Raw genomic sequence first — 23456 nt, 5'->3', positions numbered from 1 at the left:
TTTGCGTCTGTTGAGACCCGCGGCGGGCGGTGGCCGGCGATGTGGAACACTGTTGAGTGCTGACAGCGTCGTCGGCGAGATCTTCAGCAGACGACGAAGGGAACACGCTGGTGACCAGCGACATCACAATCCCCGCAGAGCTCAAGCCCGTCGACGGCCGCTTCGGTGCCGGTCCGTCCAAGGTGCGCCCGGAGGCCCTCGCGGCCCTGGCCACTGAAGGCGCCAAGCTGCTCGGTACCTCGCACCGGCAGGCCCCGGTCAAGAACCTGGTCGCCCGCGTCCAGCAGGGTGTCTCCGACCTGTTCCAGCTGCCCGACGGCTATCAGGTGGTGCTCGGCAACGGCGGCTCGACCGCGTTCTGGGACATCGCGACCTTCGGCCTGATCCGGGAGAAGAGCCAGCACCTGAGCTTCGGCGAGTTCTCGTCCAAGTTCGCCCAGGCCGCGAAGCTCGCCCCGCACCTGGGTGAGCCGACCGTGATCAAGTCCGACCCGGGCACCCGTCCGGCCGCGGTCGCCGAGGCCGGCGTCGACGTCTACGCCTGGCCGCACAACGAGACCTCCACCGGCGTGATGGCCCCGATCAAGCGGGTCGAAGGCGCCGACGAGGGCTCGCTGATCGCGATCGACGCCACCTCGGGCGCCGGCGGCCTGCCGGTCGACATCAACGAGGTCGACGTCTACTACTTCGCGCCGCAGAAGTGCTTCGCCGCCGACGGCGGTCTGTGGATCGCGCTGCTGTCGCCGGCCGCGCTGGCCCGGGTCGAGGAGATCACGGCTTCCGGCCGCTGGATCCCTGCCTTCCTGGACCTCGCGACCGCGGTCGACAACTCCAGCAAGAACCAGACCTACAACACGCCGTCGCTGTCCACGCTGTTCCTGATGGCCGAGCAGACCGATTGGATCAACAACCAGGGCGGGCTGGAGTGGAGCGTCGGCCGCACCACCGACTCCAGCAACCGGCTCTACACCTGGGCCGAGAAGTCCGACTACGCCACCCCGTACGTCGAGGACCCCGACGCGCGCTCGCTGGTGATCGGCACCATCGACCTGGACGACTCGATCGACGCTGCCGCGGTCGCCAAGGTGCTGCGCGCGAACGGGATCGTGGACACGGAGCCGTATCGCAAGCTCGGTCGCAACCAGCTGCGGGTGGCGATGTTCCCGGCGGTCGACCCGGACGACGTCGAGAAGCTCACCCAGGCGATCGACTACACGGTCGAGAAGCTCCGCTGATCTGAGGTAGACAGCAAACAGCCGCCGATTCCGCTGGAATCGGCGGCTGTTCTGTGTTGGTAGGTCGCCCTTCACCGCCGCACGGGGCGCAGGCGAGTGCTGGCAGCCGTCAGGCGTTGGAGCGGCGGCGGCCGTGGGGATTGGGTGGGGGTTGGCCGGTGAGGCGGGCGTTCTCGGCCATCCGGTCGAGGCGTTCGCGGCGGCCGGCCGGGAAGGTGACGAAGGTGATGATCAGCGCGAGCAGGGCAGCGCCGATGACGATCCAGCGCAGGCTGTGGCTCTTCTTCGGGTCGGTGCTGGCGTTGGCCGCTGGTTTCGGGGTCACCGGATTGGAAGCGGCAGGTGGCTTCGCGGCGGTCGGTTTGGCGGGCGCGGCCATCTGGTAGACGGGCGAGCTCTTGCCTTCGCTGCCGACCAGGATGTCGGTGCCCAGCGGCCCGACCGCGACCGACTCGCCTTGCGCCACCGGAGTACCGGCTCGTGCGACCAGGGCGGGAGTATCTCCCCACGTCATGGTGGCGACGTCGATGTAGGTGCGCAGTACGACGGTCTTGCCGTCCGGCATGAAGGTGCCGTCGGTGAACCCGTACGGCCCGGCCGGTACGTCGGCCAGCTTGGTCAGCTTGTTGGTGCCCTCGCGGGACGCCGTCGCGGGCGCCGCGTAGAACGCTCCGGGCTTGGTCTTGACCTTGGTGACGAAGTACAGCCGCTTGGTCTCCGGCTCGATCAGCAGCGTCTCGGCGTCGTGCGGACCGTCGGGGTACTCGAAGTCGTAGCGGTGGAACTTGACGTCGTCGTCGTCCTCGAGCGCGCTCGGCTCGGGGATCGTGTAGACCTCGATGGTGTCCCGGCTGCGGTTGTTGTCGCCGATGTCGGCGATATAGATGGTGCCGTCGCGGTCGACCCCGATCGCCTCGACGTCCTTGACCGGCGCCTTGAACTTCAGCTGGATCCGGACCTTGCCGGTCTTGTCGACGCCGAACACCCGGGCGGTGTCACCGGAGTCGTTCACCGTCCACCAGATGCTGTCGTACTTCGCGCTCTTGGCCAGCCCGGAGGACTCGTCCACCCGCGGGTCGTCGATCGAGAACAGCTTCTTGGGCGCCCCGGGGGTCGGATCGGCCGCTGCCGAGTTGCCCGCTCGGGGCGCGGCGGCCAAGGCGCCGGCGACTGCTGAGCCGCCTGTACGCGGCGCGGCGCCGAGGGCGCCGGCGACTGCCGAGCCGCTCGTGCGCGGCGTGGTGGCGGCGGTGCCGGCGACTGCTGTGTCAGCTGAGCGCGGCGTAGTACTGGTGGTGTCGGCGGCACCGGCTGGTGCGGCGGCGCCTGCCAAGCTGAGCAGGGTCACGGCGGTCAGGGTCAGGGCGTTGCGCAGCAAGCTCAAAGCACCGCCTCGCGGTCGGGGGCCAGGACCAGCGTCGCGAGATGCGGCGTGACGTGCCACTCCCCGGTCAACGCCTCGTACTCGGCCCGCACCTCTGGGCCGGCTGCGGCGCCTGTCCGGGCAGCGCGGAGCAGCAGGTTGCGCGGCGTGTGCTCACTGTCCACGAACTGCACCACCTCTACCCGGTAGCCGACCTGTCGGAGCACCGCTGCTCTGAGCGAGTCCGTCAGAACGTCGGCGAACCGCTCACGAACGATGCCATATCTGGTGAGAAGCGCGTAAGGCGCCGGTGGTTCGACGTTCTTGAGCTGTTTTTGGATGTCATGGTGACAACACGGAGCTGCCAGGATCAGCGGAGCGTCCCAGCCGACCGCGCGGGCCAGCGCATCGTCGGTGGCGGTGTCGCAGGCATGCAGCGCGAGCACGACATCCGGTTGGACCTCGAGCTCCGCGTCGGCGATGTTCGCGTCGACGAACCGGAACCCGTCCTGCCAGCCGAGCGCCGCGACCCGCTTCGTGTTCCGCTCGCGCGCCGCCGGGGTGCGATCGATCCCCGTCATCCGCACGTCGTGCCCGGCCGCGGTCAGCAGGTGGTACGCCGCGAGGGTGAGGTAGGCGTTGCCGCAACCGAGGTCGACCACCTGCAGCGGGCGCCCGGTCGCGATCCGGCCCGCCGACAACGCGTCGTCCAGGGCCGGCAGCAACAGCTTGCAGAACTCGTCGATCTGCTTGTACTTCGACTGCCGCGACGGCTTCACCCGGCCGGCGTGGTCGCTGATCCCCAGCTCGATCAGGAACGGCGCGGCGGGATCGAGCGCCCGCTGCTTGGTCCGGTCGTGCGAGGTCTGCTGCTCGTGCTGCTCGGCCTGGCGATGCAGCAGCGACTTGCCCTTTTTGGTGTACCGCAGGCGCAGGGTCTCGGTGGTCGTCTCGACATGCCAGTTCCCGTACGGCGTACCGAGCAGCTCGTCGACCACCGTGTCGGCGGTCGCGACCCCCGCGTTGCGGGTGTGCGCCTGACGCTCGTCGTACTCGGTGACCTGGAGATGCCGCAGCCCCTTCAGGTCGACGTACCGCAACTCGACCCGCTGGTACTGCGGTGCGTCCGCGCCGCGCCGCCGCCCTGATCCGACGGCCCTGACCAGCCCACTGGGCTCCAGCAACGCAGCCCGAACCGCGGCCCGCGCGACAGACTCCTCGCCCGCGACATCCGCCCGCTCATCTGCTTCCTGCTCAGCCCGCATCGCGCCATTGTCGCCGACCCCTCCACCAGATCACAAAGCGGTCTCGCGACCGAGAGCCCCACTGGCCGGACGGACGGTCACCACAGCGTCGAGCAGCCCAGCCGAGGACGTCACCCCCGTCTCACCGAGAGGACGTCGAGCATGCCGCCAGGGAGACGTCGAACGTGCCTGGCCGGAGAGAGTCGAAGGGTCACGCCGACCCGCGCCCAGGTCGGCCAGCGGTGCCCGGCCGGGGAAAGTCGAAAGCACGCTGACCCGCGCTTAAGTCGGCCAGCGGTGCCCGGCCGGGAAGAGTCGTGCCCCGCTGAACAGAGTCAGGCCGTGGCCGAGACCTGGCTGTGGTGTTGGGCGGCCGGGGCTGAACGGCGGCGGGAGTCGCCGCGTTCGGCGCCGATTCCGGCGGCGACGACCAGGCCGATCCCCGCCATGGCGAGCAGGTTGGGTGCCTGGTGCAGTACCAGGAAGCCGATGGCGAGGGCGAAGGCCGGCTCCAGGGCCATCAGCGTGCCGAACGCTCCGGCGGTCAAGCGACGCAGAGCCAGCAACTCCAGGACAAAGGGGACCACCGGCAGCAGAACGGCAAGGCCGAGTCCCACGAGCAGCAGTTCCGGGGTCAGGCGTCCGAACACGCCTGGCCCAGCGACGATGGTGGCGACGACGGCAGCAACGGGCATCGAGATCGCCAGACCGGCGATGCCGCTCACCGAGTCGCCGACCTTCTGAGTGAGCAAGATGTAGGCCGCCCAGCACGCGGCCGCCGCCAGCGCGAACGCGACCCCGATCGGATCGGCTCGTCCCGCCCACGGTTGAGTCAGGCATACGACACCTCCGGCTGCCACCAGCGCCCAGACCCGGGCCCAACCGCGGCCGCGCGCGACAGCCACGCCCAGCGGGCCGAGGAACTCCAAGGCGCTGGCCGTCCCCAGCGGTAGTCGGTCCACCGCCGCCATGAACAGCATCGTGACCCCGGCGGTGACCACCCCGAGGGCGGCCCCCACCCGCAGCGTCTGCCGGCTGAAAGTCGACCGCCGCGGCCGGACGATGACCAGGAACAGGACACCCGCCCAGAACAACCGCAACCAGGCCGCGCCACCGGCTCCGACCTGGTCGATCAGACCGATCGAGGCGGCCAGGCCGAACTGGACGCAGATCATCGACGCCATTGCCATCGAGGCGCCGGTACGGGCGGGAGAACTCGTCATACCTCCAGTGAACGAAATCCGGACCGTTCGCGTCCACGTGAGATTGATGGACATACCATTCATAAAACCAACACAATGGCGGGGTGGACGTCCGTCGGCTCCGGCTGCTTCTCGAACTGTCCAGGCTCGGCTCCATGCACGAGGTGGCAGCCGAACTGGGCACCACCACCTCCACTGTTTCCCAGGGCATCGCCGCCCTCGCCCGCGATGCCGGCACGGCCCTCGTCGAACCGCACGGCCGCCGGGTGCGCCTCACACCGGCCGGTGCCCGGCTGGCCGAGCATGCCGTCACCATCCTCGCCGCCATCGAAGCCGCCCGGGTCGACCTCGACCCAGCAGCCGAGCCCCACGGCGTAGTGCGGGTGGCCGGCTTCGCCAGCGCCATCCGGCGATCCCTGCTGCCTGCGATCGACGACCTCTCCGCCACTTGTCCCGGCGTCGAAGTCCGGATCTCCGAGTACGAGCCGCCCGAGGCCGTGGATCTGCTGTCGCGCGACGACGTGGACCTGGTTCTCACCTATGACTACAACCTGGCTCCCGCTTCCTGGCGCAGCGAGCATCAGGTCGTCGAGCTGTGGGAGTCCCCCTGGGGTCTCGGCGTGCCCGCAGGCGGGACCGGCCGGGAACTCAGCGCGTACGCCGCCCACCCGTGGATCGTGAACTCCCGCCACACCGCCGACGAGGAGGTCCTGCGCATCCTGTCGTCGATGTCCGGCTTCACGCCGACCATCGCCCATCGCATCGACTCCCTCGAGCTCGTCGACGACCTCATCGTCGCCCAGCACGGGGTGGCCCTGCTGCCGCTCAACCGGCCAACCCACCCGGGCGTCACCGTGCTCCCGCTACGCGAACCTCGGGTCAGCCTGCGCGCGTACGCACTGACCCGCCGTGGCCGTGACCGCTGGCCACCCCTGCGCGCCGTACTCGAGCGGCTGGCCGCGTCGGTCAGGTGAGCTTTTCGTCCTCACTGAGCAGGTTGAGGGCACGGAGGCGGGTCTCGATGCCACCGGGTTGGCGGCCCAGTGCGGCGACCAGCTCGTCCTTGCCTGCACCGTTGTTGAACAGGTCGGTGAGTTGCTCCTCCTGCTCCTTGGTCCAGAGCCGGAAGGCATTGGGATAGGTCTTGCGGGCCTCCTCGACCTTGCGCCCATAGGAGCGCGCCGCGGGCAGTTCGAGGGCGCGGATGCGGATCTGGCGGTGCCGGCCGACCTCCTCGCCGTCGCGCCAGAAGACGATCACGCCGTCGTCGAACGTCATCAGGTCGGACGGGACGTCGCAGTAGTCGGCGTCCTCGAGCATCACCCGGACCATGGTCACTCTCCTTCGGTGTTGACGGGCCGCCCGGCCGGGGTGGCCGCGTCCGTGCCCTTCGGTGGTTCTCACCAGAGAAGATGCCGCGATCCGCAGGCCGATCGAGCAGAGATTTCCCGCCTGTGGACAACCCGATCGCAAAGCTCGTTTGCAAAGACTCTTTGCAAACGAGCTTTGCGGTCGTAACCTGAGCGGCATGACCGACCAGCCGAACCAGCACCCGACCGTGCAGCTCCGTGGCGCGGCGCTGCGGGCGCTGTCCCACCCGATGCGCAACCGGATGCTCGGGCTGCTGCGCTTGTACGGGCCTGCCACGGCGACCACCCTCGCCGCCCGGCTGGGCGTCAACACCGGCGCCACCAGCTACCACCTGCGGCAGCTCGCCGACGCCGGTCTGGTCGAGGAGGACGACGAGCGCGGCAACGCCCGGGACCGCTGGTGGAAGGCCGCCCACCTGGGCACGTCGTTCGACACCGCCGAGCTGCTCGAGAGCGAGCCCGAGCTGACGATGGGCTTCCTGCACGGCGTTGGCCAGGTCTACGCGGAGAGCATGTTCCGGGCGATCGACGAACTGCAGACCCAGTCACCGGAGTGGGTCGACGCCAGCCTGCTGTCCGACTACCTGTTCCACCTCAGGCCGGCCGAGCTCAAGTCGATGCTGACCGAGATCCAGGCCGTCTTCGACAAGTACAGCAGCGACCTCACCCAGCCGCTTCCCGACGGCGCCGAGCAGGTGTCCGTCCAGATCCAGGCCTTTCCCAGGGAGACCCGGTGACCGCCACCCTCGCGCCGCAGCCCGCAGTGGACACACCACCACCCAGTACTCCGAACCGCGCGCCGCTGATCGCGTTCCTGGTCGCCAACGTCGTCTCGGTCTGCGGCACCCGGGTCAGCGCGATCGCCATCCCCTGGTTCGTCCTGGTCAGCACCGGCTCCCCCACCAAGACCGGTCTGGTCTCACTCGCGGAGATGCTGCCCCTGGTCCTCAGCAAGGCCTTCGGCGGTCCCCTGATCGACCGGATCGGCCCGCGCCGGATCAGCATCGTCGCCGACACGGCGAGCGCCCTAGTAGTTGCGCTCATCCCCCTCCTCCACACGTTGCACCTCCTCTCCTTCCCACTGCTCCTGGGACTGGTCGGAGTAGCCGGCGCACTGCGTGGCCCCGGCGACGCGGCGAAGGGCACTCTCGTCCCCGACATCGCGGAAGCGGCCCGGGTCCCGCTGGAGCGAGTGACCGGCTTGGAGAGCACTACCGAGCGGCTGGCCGGGTTCCTCGCCTTCGGTCTCGCCGGCGGCCTGATCGCCTTGCTGGGTGAGGTCAACGCGCTCTGGATCGACGCGGCTTCGTTCGCGGTCTGCGCCGCGCTGTTCGTCACCTGGGCCCCACATCGCCGGGCCGGTACGAAATCAGCGGCAGAGATCAAGGAGGAGGGCAGCTACGTCCAGCGGCTCCGAGAGGGCTGGCAGTTCCTCCGCAAGGACAAGCTGATGATGCCGCTGGTCCTGATGATCTCGGTGACCAACCTGATCGACGCGGCCGCCACCGCGGTCCTCATCCCGGTCTGGATGCGCACCCACGGCTACGGCCCCGGCGAGACCGGTCTGGTACTGACCGCCTTCTTCATCACCGCCACTGCCTTCGCCCTGGTCGCCGCGGCGATCGGCGAACGCATCCCGCGCCGGGTCGCCTTCATCCTGAGCTTCCTGATCGCCGGGGCGCCACGCTTCCTGGTACTCGCGCTTGACGTCCCGTTCTGGGTAGTGCTGGTGACGTTCGCCGTCGGCGGCATCGGTGGCGGCTTCATCAACCCGGTGCTCGGCGCCCTGTTCATCGAGCGAGTACCGCGGCCCATGCTCGGCCGGGTCGGCTCACTGGCCGAGTCGATCGGCTGGGCCGGCATCCCGCTGGGCGGCGTACTGGCGGGCGCGACCATTGCCGGCTTCGGCCTCGCCTCGACCTTCCTGATCGCCGCGGGTCTCTACCTGGCGGCTACTCTCGCCCCGATCCTGTTCGGGCGCCACGAGGACTGGGGCGGCCACCCAACGGCTAAGAAGGCTGAACAGGATCTCCTGGATCCGTAGGGAACGGCGGACTGTCGGGGTCTGGCGGTAGTTTCGGCAGCTTCACCTGAACAGGAGGAGTAGTCCGGGCTGCCTCCCGCTGCAGCCGGTCGCTCTCAGCACGGAGCAGGCCCAGCAGCACCAGGTCGAGCGTCAGCCCGCCCACAGCGGCGAACTGCGTCTCGGCGAACTGGAACACCTGGTTCACCAGCAGCGACACCAGCACCGCGAGCTCGAACAACCGCACCGCCCGGGCCCGGTCACCAGCCCGCAACCGCAACCAGCCCCGGACCGTGAACGTTGCCGACAGCAAGCTCCCGGCAGCCACCGCCAAGACCGGCAGTTCCGTCAGCAGCCGCCCCTCGTACAGCCGGATCCCAGCCGCGATCGCCGGCGAGCCGACCGCCTGCACCGCCAGTACGACGACCGCCACCGTCGGCGCGTGCGGGTTCGTCGCCAGCCGGTCGAAGCCCCGGTGCAGCTTCTGCCAGGCGACATCGATGGGCGCGGCCAGCTCGACCTCGTCCGCAGGACAGGCGGCCAGCAGTGCCCGCGCCTCCGAGCGCCCGACGACGTCAGGGCCGACTCCCCGCAGCTGTGCGGAGGCCTGGGCCCGTCGCCGCCGTGACAACCCACCGGCGACACCCTCGACGGCATCGTCGACCACGTTCGCCAACTGCTCCCGCTCGTCGAGCGGCCGCCGATTGCTGACGAACCGGGAGCCGAGCACGATCAGCACGAACACGACGTACACGATCGCCGCGGCGGGTTGGTAGAAGTAGTTGTTGTCCGAGGTGACGAACTTGCCGACCTCGTCGATGAACAGCCCGAAGCCGACGCCGCCGACCAGCGCCGCCGCCGGCCGCACCACCGGGCCGACGTACGAGAGCAGCAGGTAGATCGCCAGCAGCATCAGCAGCCCGCCCGGCAGGACGTGCGCGATGTGCAGCCCCTTGCCGCCGATCTGCGGGTAGCCGCTCAGCCCCAGGATCAGCCGGGTGATCAACACGGTCGAGACGCCCGACACCACGAAGGTGGTCAGGTGCTCGCCGGTGCGCACGTTGCGGACCAGCCCGGCGCGCAGCAGGTACGACGACCGCTCGCTGCCGTCGCCGATCATTTCGCCAGGGCCGCGATCACCACGATCGCGACCAGCGCCGCTAGTACGACAGAGGTGACGAGTCGTCGGGTCCGGGGGTCCACGGGGTCAGGTTAGGGCATTCGGTACTGCGATCAGCGGCTCGGGCCGGTGTACTCCGCGGGGGCGGTAGCCGAGTACGTCGGAGAAGCCCAGGTAGTCGGTCAGCAGCCAGATGATGGCCAGCCACATCTCGGTGCCCTGCAACCCGGGAATCGCCCGGTCGTCGGTGCCGTCGGGGGCGAACGCGAAACCGGCGCCGTCGACCCAGCGGCCGAGGATCGCGTCGAGTGTCCGCTCGGCCCAGCGGCGGCCTTCCGCGCGACCGAAGTCGGTCTGCTGGCCGGCCAGCCAGAGCGGGTGGATGACGTCGAGCACGTTGCAGGCGTTGAAGCCGTCGCCGGTGAAGACGCGCCGGTCCTGCGCGTGGGCGAGGACGGTGCGGATCGCTGCTTCGGGGTACGGCAACGGCAGTCCGTACTGCGCGTAAGTGCCGCGGGTCAGGCGGTAGAAACCGTTGACGACCTGCAGCCAGCCGTCGTCGGGGTGCGGCCGGCCCCACATCCCTGTCTTCGGGTCGGCACGGGCGGTCAGCCAGCCGAAGAGTTCGAACAGGTGACTGGAATCGCTGTGGTGCTTGAGGTTCCAGGCGATCGCCGTGCCGACCGAGTCGATCGCCGAGCCCGCACTCCAGGCATTCCTTGCCCAGGGCAACATGTCGTAGCGGTCGGTGGACACCGGGAGCGGGATTGGTTGCTCGAAGCCACTGTCGAGGAGTTGGAGGGCGTAACCGGCACAGAGGATGTGGTAGCTGCCAGGGCCGTCGAGGACGGAGAGTTCGGCCGCGCGCAGCCGGTTGATCAGGTCGTCGGCCGAGTGACCGGACGGGGTACGGCGAAGGAGCAGGTCGGCGATCTCGATGGCGTCGCACCAAGGGCGGATCGGTTCGCTTCCGAGGCCGGGGCGATCCCTGAAGCGCTCGCCGTCGAAGCATCTGGCGAGTACGTCATCAGCTTGCTCACGGGCCACACGAGCAAACACAGCTGCCCTCTCGGAAAGAACTTTAAGTGGTTGTTTTTCGCGCCGGTCGCGGAGCTTGCGGGCGGGATTACCGGCGACCACCGCCCACTCCTCGACGTCCTTCGTCACCACCGCGCCGGCCCCGATGATGCTGTGCGAGCCGACCGTGACGCCGTCCAGGATCAGCGCGTTGGAGCCGATCCAGACGTCGTCGCCGACGGTGATACCCAGCGACGTGTGCGGCTGCTGGTAGATCGGCTGATCCGAGGCAGTGCCGTGATTGAAGGCGAGCAGCGAGGTGTGGGCGCCGATCCGGACGCCGTCACCGAGGGTGATCCGGCCACGGACGACCGCGAACGGGTTGATCGTCGAGTGCGCGCCGACCAGTACCTCGCCGGTGACGTAGGCGTGCGCTCCGATGTACGAGCGTTCCCCCAGTCGCAGCACGTCGCAGAAGACCGCGGCGCTCTCCGCGATGAAGGCGTCGGCGGCGAGCTGCGCCGAGCCGGCCAGCTCCGATTGCCGCTCGGCTTGGCGTTGGCGCTCGGGCTCCGAGGCGCCCCCGGCGTACTCCCAGGGCAGGAAGTCGAGGCGGCGGGTGACAGGACGTGACTCAGGCGACGTCATGGGATAACGCTATCCACAATCGGCACGCTGCTAACGTTCGGCCCATGCGGGGAGGGAGCGACGAGATCGCGGACGGAGAAGTCACCAGTAGCGGCGGACGCCGGAGTCAGCGCGTCACGATCAGTGACCTGGCGCGCCGCCTCGACATCTCCAAGGCCTCGGTCTCCTACGCCCTGAACGGCCGCTCCGGCGTCAGCGCCGAGACCCGGCAGCGGGTACTCAGCCTGGCCGCCGAGCTGGGCTTCCACCCGAACTCGGCCGCCGTCGCGCTGTCCGCGAGCCGGACCCGGACGATCGGCATCGTGATCGCCCGCGACCCGGCGCTGATCTCGACCGAGGCGTTCTACATGCGCACCCTGGTCGGCATCGAGCAGTACCTGAACGAGGTCGACTCGTCGCTGCTGCTCCGCCTCACCGGCGAACAGGGCCAGGATCTCGACGTACTGCGCCGCTGGAGCCGGCAGGGCCGCGTCGACGGGTTCATCCTGTTCGACGAGCACGACGACGACCCCCGGATCCCGGTGCTCAAGGAGCTCGGCGTCCCGTGCGTCGTGGTCAGCTCGAACGCCCCGGATGACGGAGTCGGCCGGCTGATCAGCTCACCGGAACAGACCGTGCACCTGATGGTCGACCACCTGGTGGAGCTGGGACACACCGAGATCGCCCACGTCAGCGGCTCGTTCACCTTCGTGCACGAGCAGTTGCGGGTGAAGCTGCTCAAGGAGCACGCCGAGAAGCGCGGCATCCGGGTCACCCACTACGAGGGCAGCTACCGGTACGAGGACGGCGCTGCGCTGACCCGACGAGTGCTGGCGAGCGAGAACCGGCCGACCGCGTTGGTGCTGGGCAACGACCTGATGGCCGTCGCCGCCTTGCGGGTGGCGGTGGAGGTCGGCACCGCAGTACCGGACGAGTTGTCGATCATTGCCTGGGACGACTCGCCGCTGTGCGAGCTGGCGCTGCCCGGGATCACGGCGGTCGACCAGCAGAACATGGAACGCGGCCGGATGGCTGCCGACCTGCTCTTCCGGATCGCGGCCGGCGAGTCCGGACTGCACTGGGAGACCCCGGCCGGCGTGCTGCACGTGCGGGATTCGTCCGCCGCGGCACCTCGCAGTACTCGCTGAGGCTCAACAGCCGTAACGAGATCTTGCGCAGTTGTGTGCAAGCAGCGACATATTGCGCAAGTAATCTGCATCACACTCGGCTCCCGGTCACGGTGAAGTAACGAAGAGGTCGAAACTGAACCGGTTAGGGTTCCGATACTTAACCGGTTAGGCCACTATGGGCCGCACCTGCCTCCGCTCTCCTGCCGGAGGCTCGATGGACGAGGGAGTCCGACGTGAGACTGCGTTCGCTTGTAGCCGCAGCAGCGGTGTCCGCCTTGGGAATCAGCCTGGTCGCGTGTGGTGGCAGCGACTCTGGTGATTCGGCCGGCGGTAGCGGTGGAGACCAGACGCTGACCTACTGGGCCAGCAACCAGGGCACCAGCCTGGACAACGACAAGCAGGTGCTGACCCCGGTCCTGGAGAAGTTCACCGCGGACACCGGGATCAAGGTCAAGCTGGAGGTGATCGGCTGGAACGACCTGCAGACCCGGATCCAGACCGCCACCACCTCGGGCCAGGGCCCGGACGTGGTCAACATCGGCAACACCTGGGCGGCCTCGCTGCAGGCGACCGAGGCGTTCCTGCCGTTCGACGGCGCCGCGATGGACGCGATCGGGGGCAAGGACAAGTTCGTGCCGACGGCTCTGGCGACCGGCGGCAAGGAAGGCACCGACCCGACCTCGGTGCCGCTGTACGGTCTGGCCTACGGCCTGTACTACAACAAGGCGATGTTCGCCGCGGCCGGCCTGCAGCCGCCGAAGACCTGGGAGGAGATGGTCAGCGCCGCGCAGAAGCTGACCGACCCCGCCAAGAAGACCTGGGGGATGGCGCTGGCCGCCGGCAGCTACACCGAGAACGTGCACTTCGCCTTCATCAACGGCGCCCAGAACGGCGCGGACTGGTTCGACAAGGACGGCAAGCCGACCTTCACCAGTGACGGCAACGTGCAGGGTGTGCTGCGGTACCTCGACCTGATGCAGAAGGACAAGGTCGCCAACCCGTCGAACGCGCAGTACGACAACGGCACCAAGTCGGTGAACGACTTCGCCACCAAGAAGGTGGCGATGGTGATCAACCAGAACAACGCCGACTCCTCGATCGTTGCCAACGGCATGAAGGCCGGCGAGTACGGCGTGGTGCCGTTCCCCGCGCCGTCCAACGCCGCCGCACCGGTGGCCAGCCACGTGGCCGGGATCAACCTGTCGATCTTCAAGAACACCAAGAACAAGGACGCGGCGCTGAAGTTCGTCAACTACATGACGAGCGCCGAGACCCAGACCACGCTGGGCAAGCCGTTCTCCTCGCTCCCGGTGCTCAAGGACGCCAAGCCGGTGTTCACCACCGACGCCGCCGAGGCAGCGACCTTCTCCGACGTCTACAACACCAAGTCCAAGCCGCTGCCGCTGGTGCCGGCCGAGGACCAGTTCGAGAGCACCGTCGGCAAGGCGATGAACAGCCTGTTCGCCAAGATCGCCACCGGCGGCACGGTCAGCGCCGACGAGATCAAGACGGCCCTCCAGACGGCTCAGGACCAAGTGGCGGCCAGTAGCTGATGTCAGTCGCCACCGAAACGGCCCCTGCCTCCCCGGTCGCTGCCAAGCGGCCGGGGAAGCGGGGGCTCGACCGCCGGCCGGGGCTGAGCCGGAAACTCCCCTACCTGCTGCTCGCGCCCGCAGTACTGCTGGAGCTGCTGATCCACATCATCCCGATGCTGGTCGGCATCTGGATGAGCTTCGTCAAGCTGACCAAGTTCTTCATCGCGAACTGGTCGGCCGCGCCGTGGGCCGGGTTCAACAACTACCGGGTCGCCGTCGACTTCCACAACGCGGTCGGCGAGGGCCTGCTGAAGTCCTTCGGCGTGACGGTCGCCTTCTCGCTGATCACGCTGGCGCTCGCCTGGGTGCTCGGGATGGCCGCCGCGGTCGCCCTGCAGCCGCCGTTCCGCGGCCGCAGCGTGGTCCGGACCCTGTTCCTGGTGCCGTACGCACTCCCCGCGTACGCCGGCATCCTGACCTGGAACTTCATGCTGCAGCGCGACACCGGCGCGGTGAACCACGTGATCGTCGACAACCTCGGCCTCACCTCCGACCGGCCGTTCTGGCTGATCGGCAGCAACGCGCTCGTCTCGCTGATCACGGTCGCGGTCTGGAAGCTCTGGCCGTTCGCGTTCCTGACCCTGATGGCCGGGCTGCAGAGCATCCCGCGCGACGTCTACGAGGCGGCCGCGGTGGACGGCGCCGGGGCGATCCGGCAGTGGCGCAACATCACGCTGCCGTCGTTGCGGCCGGTCAACCTGGTGCTCGTGCTGGTGTTGTTCCTCTGGACGTTCAGCGACTTCAACACGCCGTACGTGCTGTTCGGCAACGCGCAACCACCCGCCGGTGACCTGATCACCTTCCACATCTACAACGCGTCGTTCCTGACCTGGAACTTCGGCTCCGGTGCGGCGATGTCCGTGCTGCTGCTGATCTTCCTGATGATCGTCACCGGCGCCTATCTGATCATCACCGGGAGGAGGTCGCGTCGTGCGTGACACCAAGGGATTCAAGGCCTACCGGGCCGTCGTCCTGATCGTCCTGGGACTGTTCGTGCTGGTCCCGCTCTACGTGATGGTGACCTCGTCGCTGAAACCGCTGAGCGATGTCCAGGGCGCCTTCACCTGGTGGCCGTCGACCATCACCCTCGACCCGTTCTTCGACATGTGGAAGACGGTGCCGCTGGCCCGGTACTTCGTCAACTCCACCATCGTCTCGGTGGTCGCGACGCTCTGCTCGGTCGCGATCGCGATCCTGGCGGCGTTCGCGGTGTCGCGGTTCAGGTTCCGCGGCCGGACCGTCTTCACCACCACGGTGCTGTCGACGCAGATGTTCCCGGGCGTGCTGTTCCTGCTGCCGCTGTTCCTGATCTTCGTGAACATCAACAACTCCACCGGGCTGCAGCTGGTCGGCACCCGGCTCGGGCTGATCATCACCTACCTGACCTTCAGCCTGCCGTTCTCGATCTGGATGCTCGCCGGGTACTTCGACAGCATCCCGCGCGAGCTCGACGAGGCCGCGCTGGTCGACGGGTGCGGCCCGATGGGCGCGCTGTTCCGGGTCGTCCTGCCGGCCGCCCGGCCGGGGGTGATCGCGGTGGCGATCTACTCGTTCATGACGGCCTGGGGAGAAGTGTTGTTCGCCTCGGTGATGACCACCGAGGCCAACCGCACCTTGTCGGTCGGTCTGCGGCAGTACTCCACGCAGACCAACGTCTACTGGAACCAGATCATGGCCGCCGCGTTGGTGGTCAGCATCCCGGTGGTCATCGGCTTCCTGCTCGCCCAGCGTCACTTCGTGGCCGGGGTGACTGCGGGAGCGGTGAAGTAACACTGGCTTGAGGTCCTGCCCGAGCCTGTTGTCGCGGGCAGGACCTCAGCTGCTCAGTAGTCCGCCGAGCTGGAGATGTCGATCGAGGTGGAGTAGCTGGAGGAGCTCCGGCCGTTCTTGCCGACAGTGGCGCCGCTGATTCCGTGACAGGACAGGCGGTAGCCACCGACCTTGGCCTCGCGGACCGCGCTGGGTCCGGTCGCCGCGTGAGCGGTGTTCTTGGCAGCGAACGTGACGATCTGCTGCCGCACCGCCGCGTCGCTGATGAACAGCGGCAGCACTCCCGCCAGGCCTGCCTGCAGAGACGCGTGCGCCTCACTCGGGCCCTGCGGGTAGTTCCCGCTGCCGGTCGCGCGGCCGCCGACGTCGATGCTCTCGATCAGGTCGGTCTGCTTGTAGACGGTCCGGAGCCTGACCTCCAGCTTGCCCTTCTCACAGCTCATCCCGAGGATGCGGTCGTACTTGCAGACGAAGCCCTTCGCCTGGAGCCGCTTGGTGAGCCGGTTCGTGCTGAGACCGGGCATGCACCCGCGACAGGCCGGCGCGGTGGCTGACGGGTTCGAGGCCGGCCGGCTGGGCTGCGTACTCGGCTGGGAACTCGCCTGAGGCTGGGAGCTCGGGCTGCCGCCGGTGCTGGGTGCCTCGCTCGGCCGGTCCGAGGCGTCATCGGTGGCCTGGCTCGCCGACGGCGCGGTCGTTCCGGCGGCGTCGCCGGAGCCGCCGGTGAAACGGCTGACGATGAACGCCCCGCCGCCCACCACGATCAGCGCCACCACGACGCAGAACACGATCGTGAAGGTCTTGTTGCCGCGCTGCGGCGGAGGCGGCGGGTACTGCTGGTACTGCGGGTACTGGGGAGATGGTTGGTAGTTGGCCACGGGGCGACCGTATCGATCGCCCCGGCTCATCAGCGGTCAGTTCGACGGTGCTCGAACCGATTGGTGGCTAACTGAAAAGTTTCTCGCCCCAGTAGGAGCCTGCCTTGACGCCGGCCGGGCAGGCGAAGACGCCGGAGCCGACGTGCCGGATGTACTCGTTCATCGTGTCCGAGCGGGACAGCTGCTGCTGGATCGGGATGAACTGCTTGCGCGGATCGCGCTGGTAGGCCAGGAAGAACAGCCCGGCGTCGAGCCGGCCGAGGCCGTCCGAGCCGTCGACGAAGTTGTAGCCGCGGCGCAGCAGTTCGGCGCCCTTGTTGAACTGCGGGTGCGCGAGCCGGACGTGCGCGTCGAGCTTCAGCTTCGGCTCGCCGTCGGCGCCCTTGGCCTCGAAGTCGATCGGGTCGAACTCGTCGGCCTTGCCCAGCGGGGCGCCGGTGCCCTTGCCGCGGCCGATGATCTGCTCCTGCTCGCCGAGCGAGGTCCGGTCCCAGATCTCGATCGTCATCCGGATCCGGCGCGACACCAGGTACGAGCCGCCGACCATCCAGTCCGGGCCGTCCTCGGGCTGCACCCAGAGCTGCTCCTCGAGCTTCGCGGTGTCCTCCAGCTTGAGGTTGTTCGTGCCGTCCTTGAAGCCGAACAGGTTGCGCGGGGTGGTCTGCGCCCTGCTGGTGGACGAGGTCCGGCCGAAGCCGAGCTGCGAGTAGCGCACCACCGTGGTGCCGAAGCCGATCCGGGCCAGGTTGCGGATCGCGTGGACGGCGACCTGCGGGTCGTCCGAGCAGGCCTGGATGGCGATGTCGCCGCCACAGCGGTTCGGGTCCAGGGTGTCGCCGATGAAGTGCGGCAGGTCGACCAGGGCGGCCGGGCGCCTGCCCTTCAACCCGAACCGATCGTTGCCCTTGGCATCGACAAAGAAGCTCGGGCCGAAGCCGATGGTGAGGGTGAGCTTGGCCGGCGGCAGGCCGACCGCCTCGCCGGTGTCCTCGGGCGGCGCCTCGCCCGGCCCGTTCACGGCGCCGTACTGGCCGATGTCGCGGCCGGCCGTCATCAGGGCGGCCGCGGCGGTCCACTCCTTCAGCAAGGAGATGACGGCGTCGCGCTTGGTGGTGGTGACGTCGAAGGTGGCGAAGTGCAGCCGGTCCTGCGCGGGGGTGACGATGCCGGCCTGGTGGTCGCCGTGGAACTCGACCGGGCCGGAGTTGTCGGCGGCCACCGACTCCTCGCCGGCCAGCGCGGAGTGGGCGGCGTACCCGGCGACGCCGGTGACCACGGCAGCGCCCGCCGCGCCGAACAGGCCGCGACGGGAGACGCCTTTCGGACGGTCGGTCATTTCTTCGCGATCACTCCGGCGACCTTGCTGACCGGCTCGGCCAGCGCGTCCACGACCGCGCCGAGTTCCTTCTTCTCGGCGTCGGTGGCGGTGTAGGGCTTGAAGCCGTCGCCGTCGCGGTACTTGTCCAGCGCGGTGAGGACTGCCTTGAAGTTCGTGTCCAGCGTGGTGACCAGGGCGGGGTCGCGCTGCTGCAGCGCCGGGCGGAGCGCCTGGATCGCGGCCTGCGAGCCCTGCACGTTGGCCTGGAAGTCCCACAGGTCGGTGTGCGAGTAGCGGTCCTCCTCACCGGTGATCTTGCCGGTGGCGACCTCGTCGAGCAGTTCCTTGGCGCCGTTGGCCAACTGCAGCGGGTTGAGCTTGACGACCTTGGCCTTGGCGACCACGGTCTTCACGTCGGCCAGCAGCAGGTCGGCGTACTTCGCCATCCCGGCGGTGGAGTTCTTCTCCCACAGGGCCTGCTCGATCCGGTGGTAGCCGGTCCACTCCGTGCCGGGCTCGACGTCGTTGACGCGGGCGTCGATCTTCGGGTCCAGGTCGCCGAACGACTCCGCGACCGGCTCGATCCGCTCCCAGTAGGTCCGCGAGATCGGGAACAGCTCCTTGGCCTTGGCCACGTCGCCGGCCTTGACCGCGGTGACGAACTCGGTGGTCTTCTGCTCCAGCGCGACCGACTGCGAGTTCACGTAGCGCTGGTAGCTCTCGGTGGCCTGCTTGAGCGCGGCGTCCTCGTCGATCTGGGCGGCCGCCTCACCGGTGACGTTGAGGTCGCCGCGGATGCCGTCGCCGATCATGCCGGGCTTGCAGACCGCCTGGTACTTGCCGGTCGGCAGCTCCACGATCAGGTCGCGCTTGAGCCCGGGGCCGATGTTCTCGACCTCGCCCATCACCCGGTCGCCCTCGGCGTACACGTAGAACTCGGTCACCTTGCTGCCGCCGTTGGAGACCGAGAAGGTGCTGGTGCCGGACTTGACGTCCTTGCGGCTCAGCCCGCACTCGGTGTCGGTCGCCTTGACCGCGACCGGACCGGTGCCGTCGTCGGAGGCGGCCGGCTTGTCGTCCGCACAGCCGGTCAGGCCGGCCAGCAGCAGTACTGCGCCGAGGGCGGTGGCCCGGCGGGCCGTGGTGGTGGTCATGAGCTGTCTCCTGGACGGGTTGAGATGGGTCCTGCTTGGCCGGCCACCACGGGTGTCGACCTGATCGGCTGGAAGTAGAGCACCAGCACCGGGACGAGATACGCCAGCCAGGCGATCGACTCGATCACCGTCGGGGCCGGGTTGAAGTTGAAGATGCCCTTGAGCAGTACGCCGTACCAGCTGTCGGGCGGGATCACGTGCGAGATGTCGAAGGCCAGCGTCTGCAGGCCGGGCAGGATGTTCGCCTCCTGCAGGTCGTGGAAGCCGTAGGCGAAGATGCCGGCCGCGACCAGGATCAGCAGCGCGCCGGTCCACTTGAAGAACACCGCGAGGTTGATCTTCACCGCGCCGCGGTAGATCGCGAAGCCGAGCACGACAGCGGTCGCGAGCCCGAGCAGCACCCCGATGAAGGGGGTCGCGGTGGTCGCGGTCGCCGCCGAGGCGTAGACGATGAAGGCGGTCTCGATGCCCTCCCGGAAGACCGCCAGGAAGGCCAGCAGGACGACGGCCCGGCTGCCCATCTCGAGCGCCTGCCCCATCCGCTCGCGCAGCTCCTTGGCGATACTGCGGGACGCCTTGCGCATCCAGAAGATCATCCAGGTGACGAAGCCGACCGCGATGATCGACATCACCCCGCCGATCGTCTCCTGGGTGGTGAACGACCTGGCCGTCAGCGAGGTGATGAACTGGAGCAGCGCCCAGCCGGCCACCGCGGTGGCGATCGCGGCGCCGACTCCGATCCAGACCAGTTTCAGCCGGTCACGGTGTCCCGACTTCACCAGGAAGGTGGCGAGGATGCTGACCACCAACGACGCCTCGAGGCCTTCGCGAAGACCGATCAGGTAGTTGGCGAGCATGGCGGGGACTCCAGGTATTAGGTACGGCTAACCTTCCGAAGGTTAACCTAAGAAATCCCATTCGCCCACTGTGTCGTACGCCGCACCATGGCTCGGGCCTTCACCGAGACGCGATGAGACCAACTCGATACTTTCCGCTGTCCAGGACGGCCCTTCGTAGGTGTCGAAAACCCGGACCCAGCGCACCACGTCCATCGGCTGCCGGGTCCGCGCCAGGGTCAGGTGCGGGGTGAACTTCCGTCCGTCCACGGTCACGCCCGACTTGTTCGCCGCCGACCGGGTCGTCATCGCCAGGTGCGGCAACGCGTCCGACTCGTCCCGGACGCCGGTGTAGAGAACCCGCGCGTCCGCCACGCTCGGGAAGGCTCCGGATCCTCCGAGCCGCAGATCGAACGGTTTCTGCCGCGCGGCCGCCGCCTCCAGCCGCTCCGCCAGCTCATCGGTCTTGTACTCCGGCACGTCGCCCAGGAACGCCAGGGTGATGTGCCAGTTCTCGTCCGCCGACCACCGGATGTCCTCGTCCTGGTGGGCCCGGCGGGGCTCCACGAACTCGCTCAGATGCTCGACAACCTCCACCGGCGGCGTGATCGCCACAAAAAGTCGCATCCTTCGAGCTTATGACCCGGTGTCCACTCGATTGGACGACCGGCCCGACGGCACCTGCCAGGACCGGGGTCGTTTCCCACCGGTTCTCGTCCTTTGCCACCACTCGACGGAGCGGTGACGGAGCCACCGTCCGATCGACGTGACGCTATGGCCGCTGTACTGCGGAGGTACCACAGATTTTCTCCGTTCATGGCCGGGTGTGCTTTTCACCATCGGACTCCTCTTACATTCTGGAGAATCGCCACGGCTTCGTGAAGGAGCAAGACATGGATCATCGCAGTCCGGGCGAGCGCGTTGCGGCCCGTGTTCACGGAGCCCGGCGATGAGGGTCATCGATCTCCCTCAGGGAATCGCTCCGTGGCCGCGCACAGCGTTTCCAGCCGAACTGCCCGAGATGACGACGAGACTACGTTCCAGAGTTCTGGACCGCCTCGATGCTTCGGGGGCGATCCGCGATCCCTGTCACAGCCGGGTCCTGGAGTCGGCTCTGGCGTGCAGGCTGGTGGCGCGCCTCGGAATCGAGCCACTCTTCAAAAGCGGACTGGAACGCTACTTGAGCGTTTCACGGCCTGACCCCATGGACAGCTTGCTCGCGTCCGCAGCGCTCGGCCGACATCAGAGTCGAACCACAGAGAAACTCACCACGAGCTTCCTGGAACAGGTGCCTGACTTCACCTCGACGCGCAAGCGCGTCATGATCGACGCGATTCTGGCGTTGTTCGGTACCACGCCGGGTGCGAATCTCGACCTCGCCGCGTTCAACACGACCGGACTGCATCCCTGGGCGGCCGTCCAGGTCACCGCGTTGAAACTCATCATTCTCGATGCCCTCGGCCGCAGACACCTGATTCGCGACACCGACAGCGCGCTGCTCCTGTCCACTCAGAACGAGCCGTGGATCTGGGAGGGGAACATCCTGATCCACCTGTCTGTGCTGCATGCGCTCGCTCCATCGGCCGGAATGGGGCTGGTGGTGGCGGAGGGCGTCAAGAAGCTTCTCCCGCACCAGCGAGCAGACGGCGGTATGCCGTTCGTCACCGACACCGACACCTGGTCCACCGCGACCGCCGGCGTCGCCCTGCATGCATCGGGCGCCTCACGTGATCAACTCCGACCACTCACCTCCTATCTCCTGTCCCGGCAACAACCCAACGGAGGCTGGTCGGTCAACGACCGCGCCTCACTGACCGACGTCGATGACACCTCCGTGGCGCTGGAGTTCCTGTACGCCGTTGGCGTCCAGCAACCTGTCCTGGATCAAGGACTCACCGCACTGCGCGGCGTGCGCGGACCTGACGGCGGTTTTCCTACCTATGTCGCCGGCTCTCCCTCCGAAGCCTGCATGACCGCGGCGGCAATCAACGCGCTGACCATCCAGGCACCCCAGCACCACGACCTCATCATCGAGAGCCTGGAGTTTCTGGCCATTCGCCAGCACGCCGGCGGCGGATTCGATCCGGATTGGAGCGCCAGCCGGCTGCACACCCTCTTTCGGGTTGTCCTCGCCGGTCAGGCACTTCGCGACACCGGCACGCAGCCCGCACGTCGCATGCTCCGGCACGCCCTGCGAGCCGTCCTGGATTCGCAGAATGCCGACGGCGGGTGGGGCCAGCAACCCGGCGAACCCAGTGATGCGCTGAGCACTTCCTACGCCTTGATCGCGTTGACCCGCCAGACAGATCACCGGCCGGCCCTGCGCGGCCTCGAGTTCCTGCTGGACAAACAACGCCCGAACGGAAGGATCGAAACTATCCCAGACTCCATCGGCCCCCGCCCGTTCATCTTCACCATCCCGGTCTTGGCCGATGTCTTCGCCCTGCTGGCGCACGGCCATCTCGCACACCGCATGGAAAGAACTCACTGACATGCTGGACCCCGTCGCTGTTCTCCCACCGCTTTTCGTGCCTTTTCCTCTCTTCGCCGCGCACCCGGACGCGCAGAAGATCCAGAGGGAGACGGTCAGCTTTCTCAACAGATTCCAGCTTTTCTGGGATGACAAGCAGCGCAAGCGGATCGAGGGAATCAACACCGGTCTGCTGGCGGCGATGCAAGTACCCACCGGCCCGACGGACCGGCTTCAGTGTCTGGCCGACTTCTTGACCTGGGTGTTCGCCTGGGACGACGAGTACTGCGACGACCGGCCGATCGCGGGCAGGCCCGGTGAGCACGCCACAGCTAACGCCATGCTGCAGCGGGCCGTGGAGATCACCGAGTACCAGCTCGACTCCACCGACCGCTACGGGAAGGCTCTGCGCGACATACGCCTCCGGCTGGAAGCTGCCACGAGCCCGAACACCGGTGAGGCGTTCACCGAACTCGTCCTCGGCTACCTCCGCACCGAACTACGCCGGGTGGTGCTCGCCGACGTCGGTCTGTCCGAGGACCTCAGCGCCTACGTGTCCACCCGGATAGTGTCCGGCGGCGCCTTGGTCTTCCCCATGCTCGCGGTCACCGTGGCCTGCTCACGAAACCATCCCGCCCTCTCCAGCGACCGTCGGGTCCGGGCTCTCTTCGAGATGGCGGCGTTCCTGACCGCCGGCGAGAACGACATCTTCTCCTTCCCCAAGGAGAAGGAACTGACGCTCCCCGGGAAGACCGAGAACCTGGTCCACGTCCTGGCGACCGAACATGACCTGACGGTCGGCCAGGCCCTGACCGAGGCCGCCGGCATCCTGAACAGCACCGCCGGTCTCTATCTACGCCTGCGCGCCGACATCCTGCGCGACGCGCCCGCCGACCTGGCACTGTTCGTCTCCGCGCTCGACAACTACTGGAACGGCTCGGTGCTGTGGCAACGAGATTGCCCCAGATACCTCTACCTCGACTCGTCCGGCCGCCACGTCCTCCCCAGACCCACAACAGATGCGCTGGGTTTCGGCGGGAAGCCGCTGACCATCCCGTCGATCGCATGGTGGTGGCAGTACGATCCCCGCCCTTGATGCTCTTG

Annotated in this window: 21 protein-coding genes; 10 read left to right on the top strand and 11 right to left on the bottom strand. The window is 68.0% G+C overall.

From position 1 onward, the window contains the following. The first annotated feature begins 107 nt into the window (after positions 1–107). Positions 108–1235: a phosphoserine transaminase gene (gene serC, locus AB0P21_RS19925; RefSeq protein WP_363699475.1), complete on the top strand. Its 1128-nt coding sequence runs from the start codon at positions 108–110 to the stop codon at positions 1233–1235. Positions 1236–1344: 109 nt separating this feature from the next. On the opposite strand, the gene AB0P21_RS19920 is transcribed toward serC, so the two are convergent. The 3 genes from AB0P21_RS19920 to AB0P21_RS19910 form a co-directional block, all read right to left on the bottom strand. Next, positions 1345–2619, bottom strand: coding sequence for a hypothetical protein (locus tag AB0P21_RS19920; protein ID WP_363698562.1), 1275 nt, complete (start codon positions 2617–2619; stop codon positions 1345–1347). Continuing rightward, complete coding sequence (locus tag AB0P21_RS19915; RefSeq protein ID WP_363698561.1) at positions 2616–3863, bottom strand: SAM-dependent methyltransferase; 1248 nt, start codon at positions 3861–3863, stop codon at positions 2616–2618. The genes AB0P21_RS19920 and AB0P21_RS19915 overlap by 4 nt, the downstream gene beginning before the upstream one ends. Positions 3864–4177: 314 nt before the next feature. Next, the gene (locus AB0P21_RS19910) at positions 4178–5065 is read right to left on the bottom strand and encodes an EamA family transporter (protein ID WP_363698559.1); all 888 of its coding nucleotides are present in this window, start codon (positions 5063–5065) and stop codon (positions 4178–4180) included. 83 nt (positions 5066–5148) lie between these two features. On the opposite strand from AB0P21_RS19910, the gene AB0P21_RS19905 reads away from it, so the two are divergent. Then, a complete protein-coding gene (locus AB0P21_RS19905; protein WP_363698557.1) occupies positions 5149–6018 on the top strand; it encodes a LysR family transcriptional regulator in 870 nt (289 codons plus the stop codon). Here AB0P21_RS19905 and AB0P21_RS19900 read toward each other — a convergent pair. Then, positions 6011–6376 (bottom strand): hypothetical protein, encoded by a 366-nt coding sequence (locus AB0P21_RS19900; RefSeq protein ID WP_363698555.1) that lies wholly within the window; start codon positions 6374–6376, stop codon positions 6011–6013. The genes AB0P21_RS19905 and AB0P21_RS19900 overlap by 8 nt on opposite strands. A gap of 196 nt (positions 6377–6572) precedes the next feature. Between AB0P21_RS19900 and AB0P21_RS19895 the strand changes: the two genes are divergently transcribed. Together AB0P21_RS19895 and AB0P21_RS19890 are read left to right on the top strand one after the other, a co-directional pair. Then, entirely contained in the window at positions 6573–7151 is a 579-nt protein-coding gene (locus AB0P21_RS19895; protein ID WP_363698554.1) for a helix-turn-helix domain-containing protein, read from the top strand. Further along, positions 7148–8458, top strand: a complete 1311-nt coding sequence (locus AB0P21_RS19890) for an MFS transporter (protein WP_363698552.1) — start codon at positions 7148–7150, stop codon at positions 8456–8458. The genes AB0P21_RS19895 and AB0P21_RS19890 overlap by 4 nt, the downstream gene beginning before the upstream one ends. Here AB0P21_RS19890 and AB0P21_RS19885 read toward each other — a convergent pair. Then, positions 8424–9557, bottom strand: coding sequence for a hypothetical protein (locus AB0P21_RS19885; protein ID WP_363698550.1), 1134 nt, complete (start codon positions 9555–9557; stop codon positions 8424–8426). The genes AB0P21_RS19890 and AB0P21_RS19885 overlap by 35 nt on opposite strands. Positions 9558–9644: 87 nt before the next feature. Beyond that, a complete protein-coding gene (locus AB0P21_RS19880) occupies positions 9645–11222 on the bottom strand; it encodes an acyltransferase (RefSeq protein WP_363698549.1) in 1578 nt (525 codons plus the stop codon). Between the two features lie 44 nt (positions 11223–11266). Between AB0P21_RS19880 and AB0P21_RS19875 the strand changes: the two genes are divergently transcribed. The 4 genes from AB0P21_RS19875 (at position 11267) to AB0P21_RS19860 (ending at position 15696) form a co-directional block, all read left to right on the top strand. Further along, complete coding sequence (locus tag AB0P21_RS19875) at positions 11267–12349, top strand: LacI family DNA-binding transcriptional regulator (RefSeq protein WP_363698547.1); 1083 nt, start codon at positions 11267–11269, stop codon at positions 12347–12349. A gap of 215 nt (positions 12350–12564) precedes the next feature. After that, positions 12565–13884 carry a sugar ABC transporter substrate-binding protein gene (locus AB0P21_RS19870; protein WP_363698545.1) on the top strand — a complete coding sequence of 440 codons (1320 nt, stop codon included), beginning with the start codon at positions 12565–12567 and terminating at the stop codon, positions 13882–13884. Beyond that, positions 13884–14864 (top strand): sugar ABC transporter permease, encoded by a 981-nt coding sequence (locus AB0P21_RS19865; protein ID WP_363698543.1) that lies wholly within the window; start codon positions 13884–13886, stop codon positions 14862–14864. The genes AB0P21_RS19870 and AB0P21_RS19865 overlap by 1 nt, the downstream gene beginning before the upstream one ends. Then, the gene (locus AB0P21_RS19860) at positions 14857–15696 is read left to right on the top strand and encodes a carbohydrate ABC transporter permease (protein ID WP_363698541.1); all 840 of its coding nucleotides are present in this window, start codon (positions 14857–14859) and stop codon (positions 15694–15696) included. The genes AB0P21_RS19865 and AB0P21_RS19860 overlap by 8 nt, the downstream gene beginning before the upstream one ends. A 53-nt stretch (positions 15697–15749) precedes the next feature. On the opposite strand, the gene AB0P21_RS19855 is transcribed toward AB0P21_RS19860, so the two are convergent. The 5 genes from AB0P21_RS19855 to thpR all read right to left on the bottom strand — a co-directional run bounded on the left by AB0P21_RS19855 (position 15750) and on the right by thpR (position 20509). Continuing rightward, the gene (locus AB0P21_RS19855) at positions 15750–16574 is read right to left on the bottom strand and encodes a hypothetical protein (protein ID WP_363698540.1); all 825 of its coding nucleotides are present in this window, start codon (positions 16572–16574) and stop codon (positions 15750–15752) included. A 67-nt stretch (positions 16575–16641) separates the two neighbouring features. Then, a complete protein-coding gene (gene efeB, locus AB0P21_RS19850) occupies positions 16642–17910 on the bottom strand; it encodes an iron uptake transporter deferrochelatase/peroxidase subunit (protein ID WP_363698538.1) in 1269 nt (422 codons plus the stop codon). Continuing rightward, positions 17907–19046: an iron uptake system protein EfeO gene (gene efeO, locus AB0P21_RS19845; RefSeq protein ID WP_363698536.1), complete on the bottom strand. Its 1140-nt coding sequence runs from the start codon at positions 19044–19046 to the stop codon at positions 17907–17909. Before efeO ends, efeB begins: the two co-directional genes overlap by 4 nt. Continuing rightward, on the bottom strand, positions 19043–19903 hold the full coding sequence (gene efeU, locus AB0P21_RS19840; RefSeq protein ID WP_363698535.1) for an iron uptake transporter permease EfeU: 861 nt from the start codon (positions 19901–19903) through the stop codon (positions 19043–19045). The genes efeO and efeU overlap by 4 nt, the downstream gene beginning before the upstream one ends. Before the next feature lie 42 nt (positions 19904–19945). After that, complete coding sequence (gene thpR, locus AB0P21_RS19835) at positions 19946–20509, bottom strand: RNA 2',3'-cyclic phosphodiesterase (protein ID WP_363698534.1); 564 nt, start codon at positions 20507–20509, stop codon at positions 19946–19948. Positions 20510–20831: 322 nt separating this feature from the next. On the opposite strand from thpR, the gene AB0P21_RS19830 reads away from it, so the two are divergent. Both AB0P21_RS19830 and AB0P21_RS19825 read left to right on the top strand, forming a co-directional pair. Then, the gene (locus AB0P21_RS19830) at positions 20832–22373 is read left to right on the top strand and encodes a prenyltransferase/squalene oxidase repeat-containing protein (protein WP_363698533.1); all 1542 of its coding nucleotides are present in this window, start codon (positions 20832–20834) and stop codon (positions 22371–22373) included. Between the two features lie 37 nt (positions 22374–22410). Then, positions 22411–23448 (top strand): hypothetical protein, encoded by a 1038-nt coding sequence (locus AB0P21_RS19825; protein ID WP_363698532.1) that lies wholly within the window; start codon positions 22411–22413, stop codon positions 23446–23448. The last annotated feature ends 8 nt before the right edge of the window (positions 23449–23456 follow it).

Source organism: Kribbella sp. NPDC056861, assembly GCF_040687575.1.
Lineage (GTDB): Bacteria > Actinomycetota > Actinomycetes > Propionibacteriales > Kribbellaceae > Kribbella.
This window is presented reverse-complemented; position numbering and strand designations above follow the sequence as displayed.

Excerpts from the sequence above, each read along its gene's own strand:
- AB0P21_RS19900 (WP_363698555.1), bottom strand. The coding sequence starts at position 6,376 with ATGGTCCGGGTGATGCTCGAGGACGCCGACTACTGCGACGTCCCGTCC.
- efeO (WP_363698536.1), bottom strand. The coding sequence starts at position 19,046 with ATGACCACCACCACGGCCCGCCGGGCCACCGCCCTCGGCGCAGTACTG.
- AB0P21_RS19880 (WP_363698549.1), bottom strand. The coding sequence starts at position 11,222 with ATGACGTCGCCTGAGTCACGTCCTGTCACCCGCCGCCTCGACTTCCTG.
- AB0P21_RS19875 (WP_363698547.1), top strand. The coding sequence starts at position 11,267 with ATGCGGGGAGGGAGCGACGAGATCGCGGACGGAGAAGTCACCAGTAGC.
- AB0P21_RS19915 (WP_363698561.1), bottom strand. The coding sequence starts at position 3,863 with ATGCGGGCTGAGCAGGAAGCAGATGAGCGGGCGGATGTCGCGGGCGAG.
- efeB (WP_363698538.1), bottom strand. The coding sequence starts at position 17,910 with ATGACCGACCGTCCGAAAGGCGTCTCCCGTCGCGGCCTGTTCGGCGCG.
- AB0P21_RS19910 (WP_363698559.1), bottom strand. The coding sequence starts at position 5,065 with ATGACGAGTTCTCCCGCCCGTACCGGCGCCTCGATGGCAATGGCGTCG.
- AB0P21_RS19885 (WP_363698550.1), bottom strand. The coding sequence starts at position 9,557 with ATGATCGGCGACGGCAGCGAGCGGTCGTCGTACCTGCTGCGCGCCGGG.
- AB0P21_RS19830 (WP_363698533.1), top strand. The coding sequence starts at position 20,832 with ATGAGGGTCATCGATCTCCCTCAGGGAATCGCTCCGTGGCCGCGCACA.
- AB0P21_RS19865 (WP_363698543.1), top strand. The coding sequence starts at position 13,884 with ATGTCAGTCGCCACCGAAACGGCCCCTGCCTCCCCGGTCGCTGCCAAG.
- AB0P21_RS19895 (WP_363698554.1), top strand. The coding sequence starts at position 6,573 with ATGACCGACCAGCCGAACCAGCACCCGACCGTGCAGCTCCGTGGCGCG.
- efeU (WP_363698535.1), bottom strand. The coding sequence starts at position 19,903 with ATGCTCGCCAACTACCTGATCGGTCTTCGCGAAGGCCTCGAGGCGTCG.
- thpR (WP_363698534.1), bottom strand. The coding sequence starts at position 20,509 with ATGCGACTTTTTGTGGCGATCACGCCGCCGGTGGAGGTTGTCGAGCAT.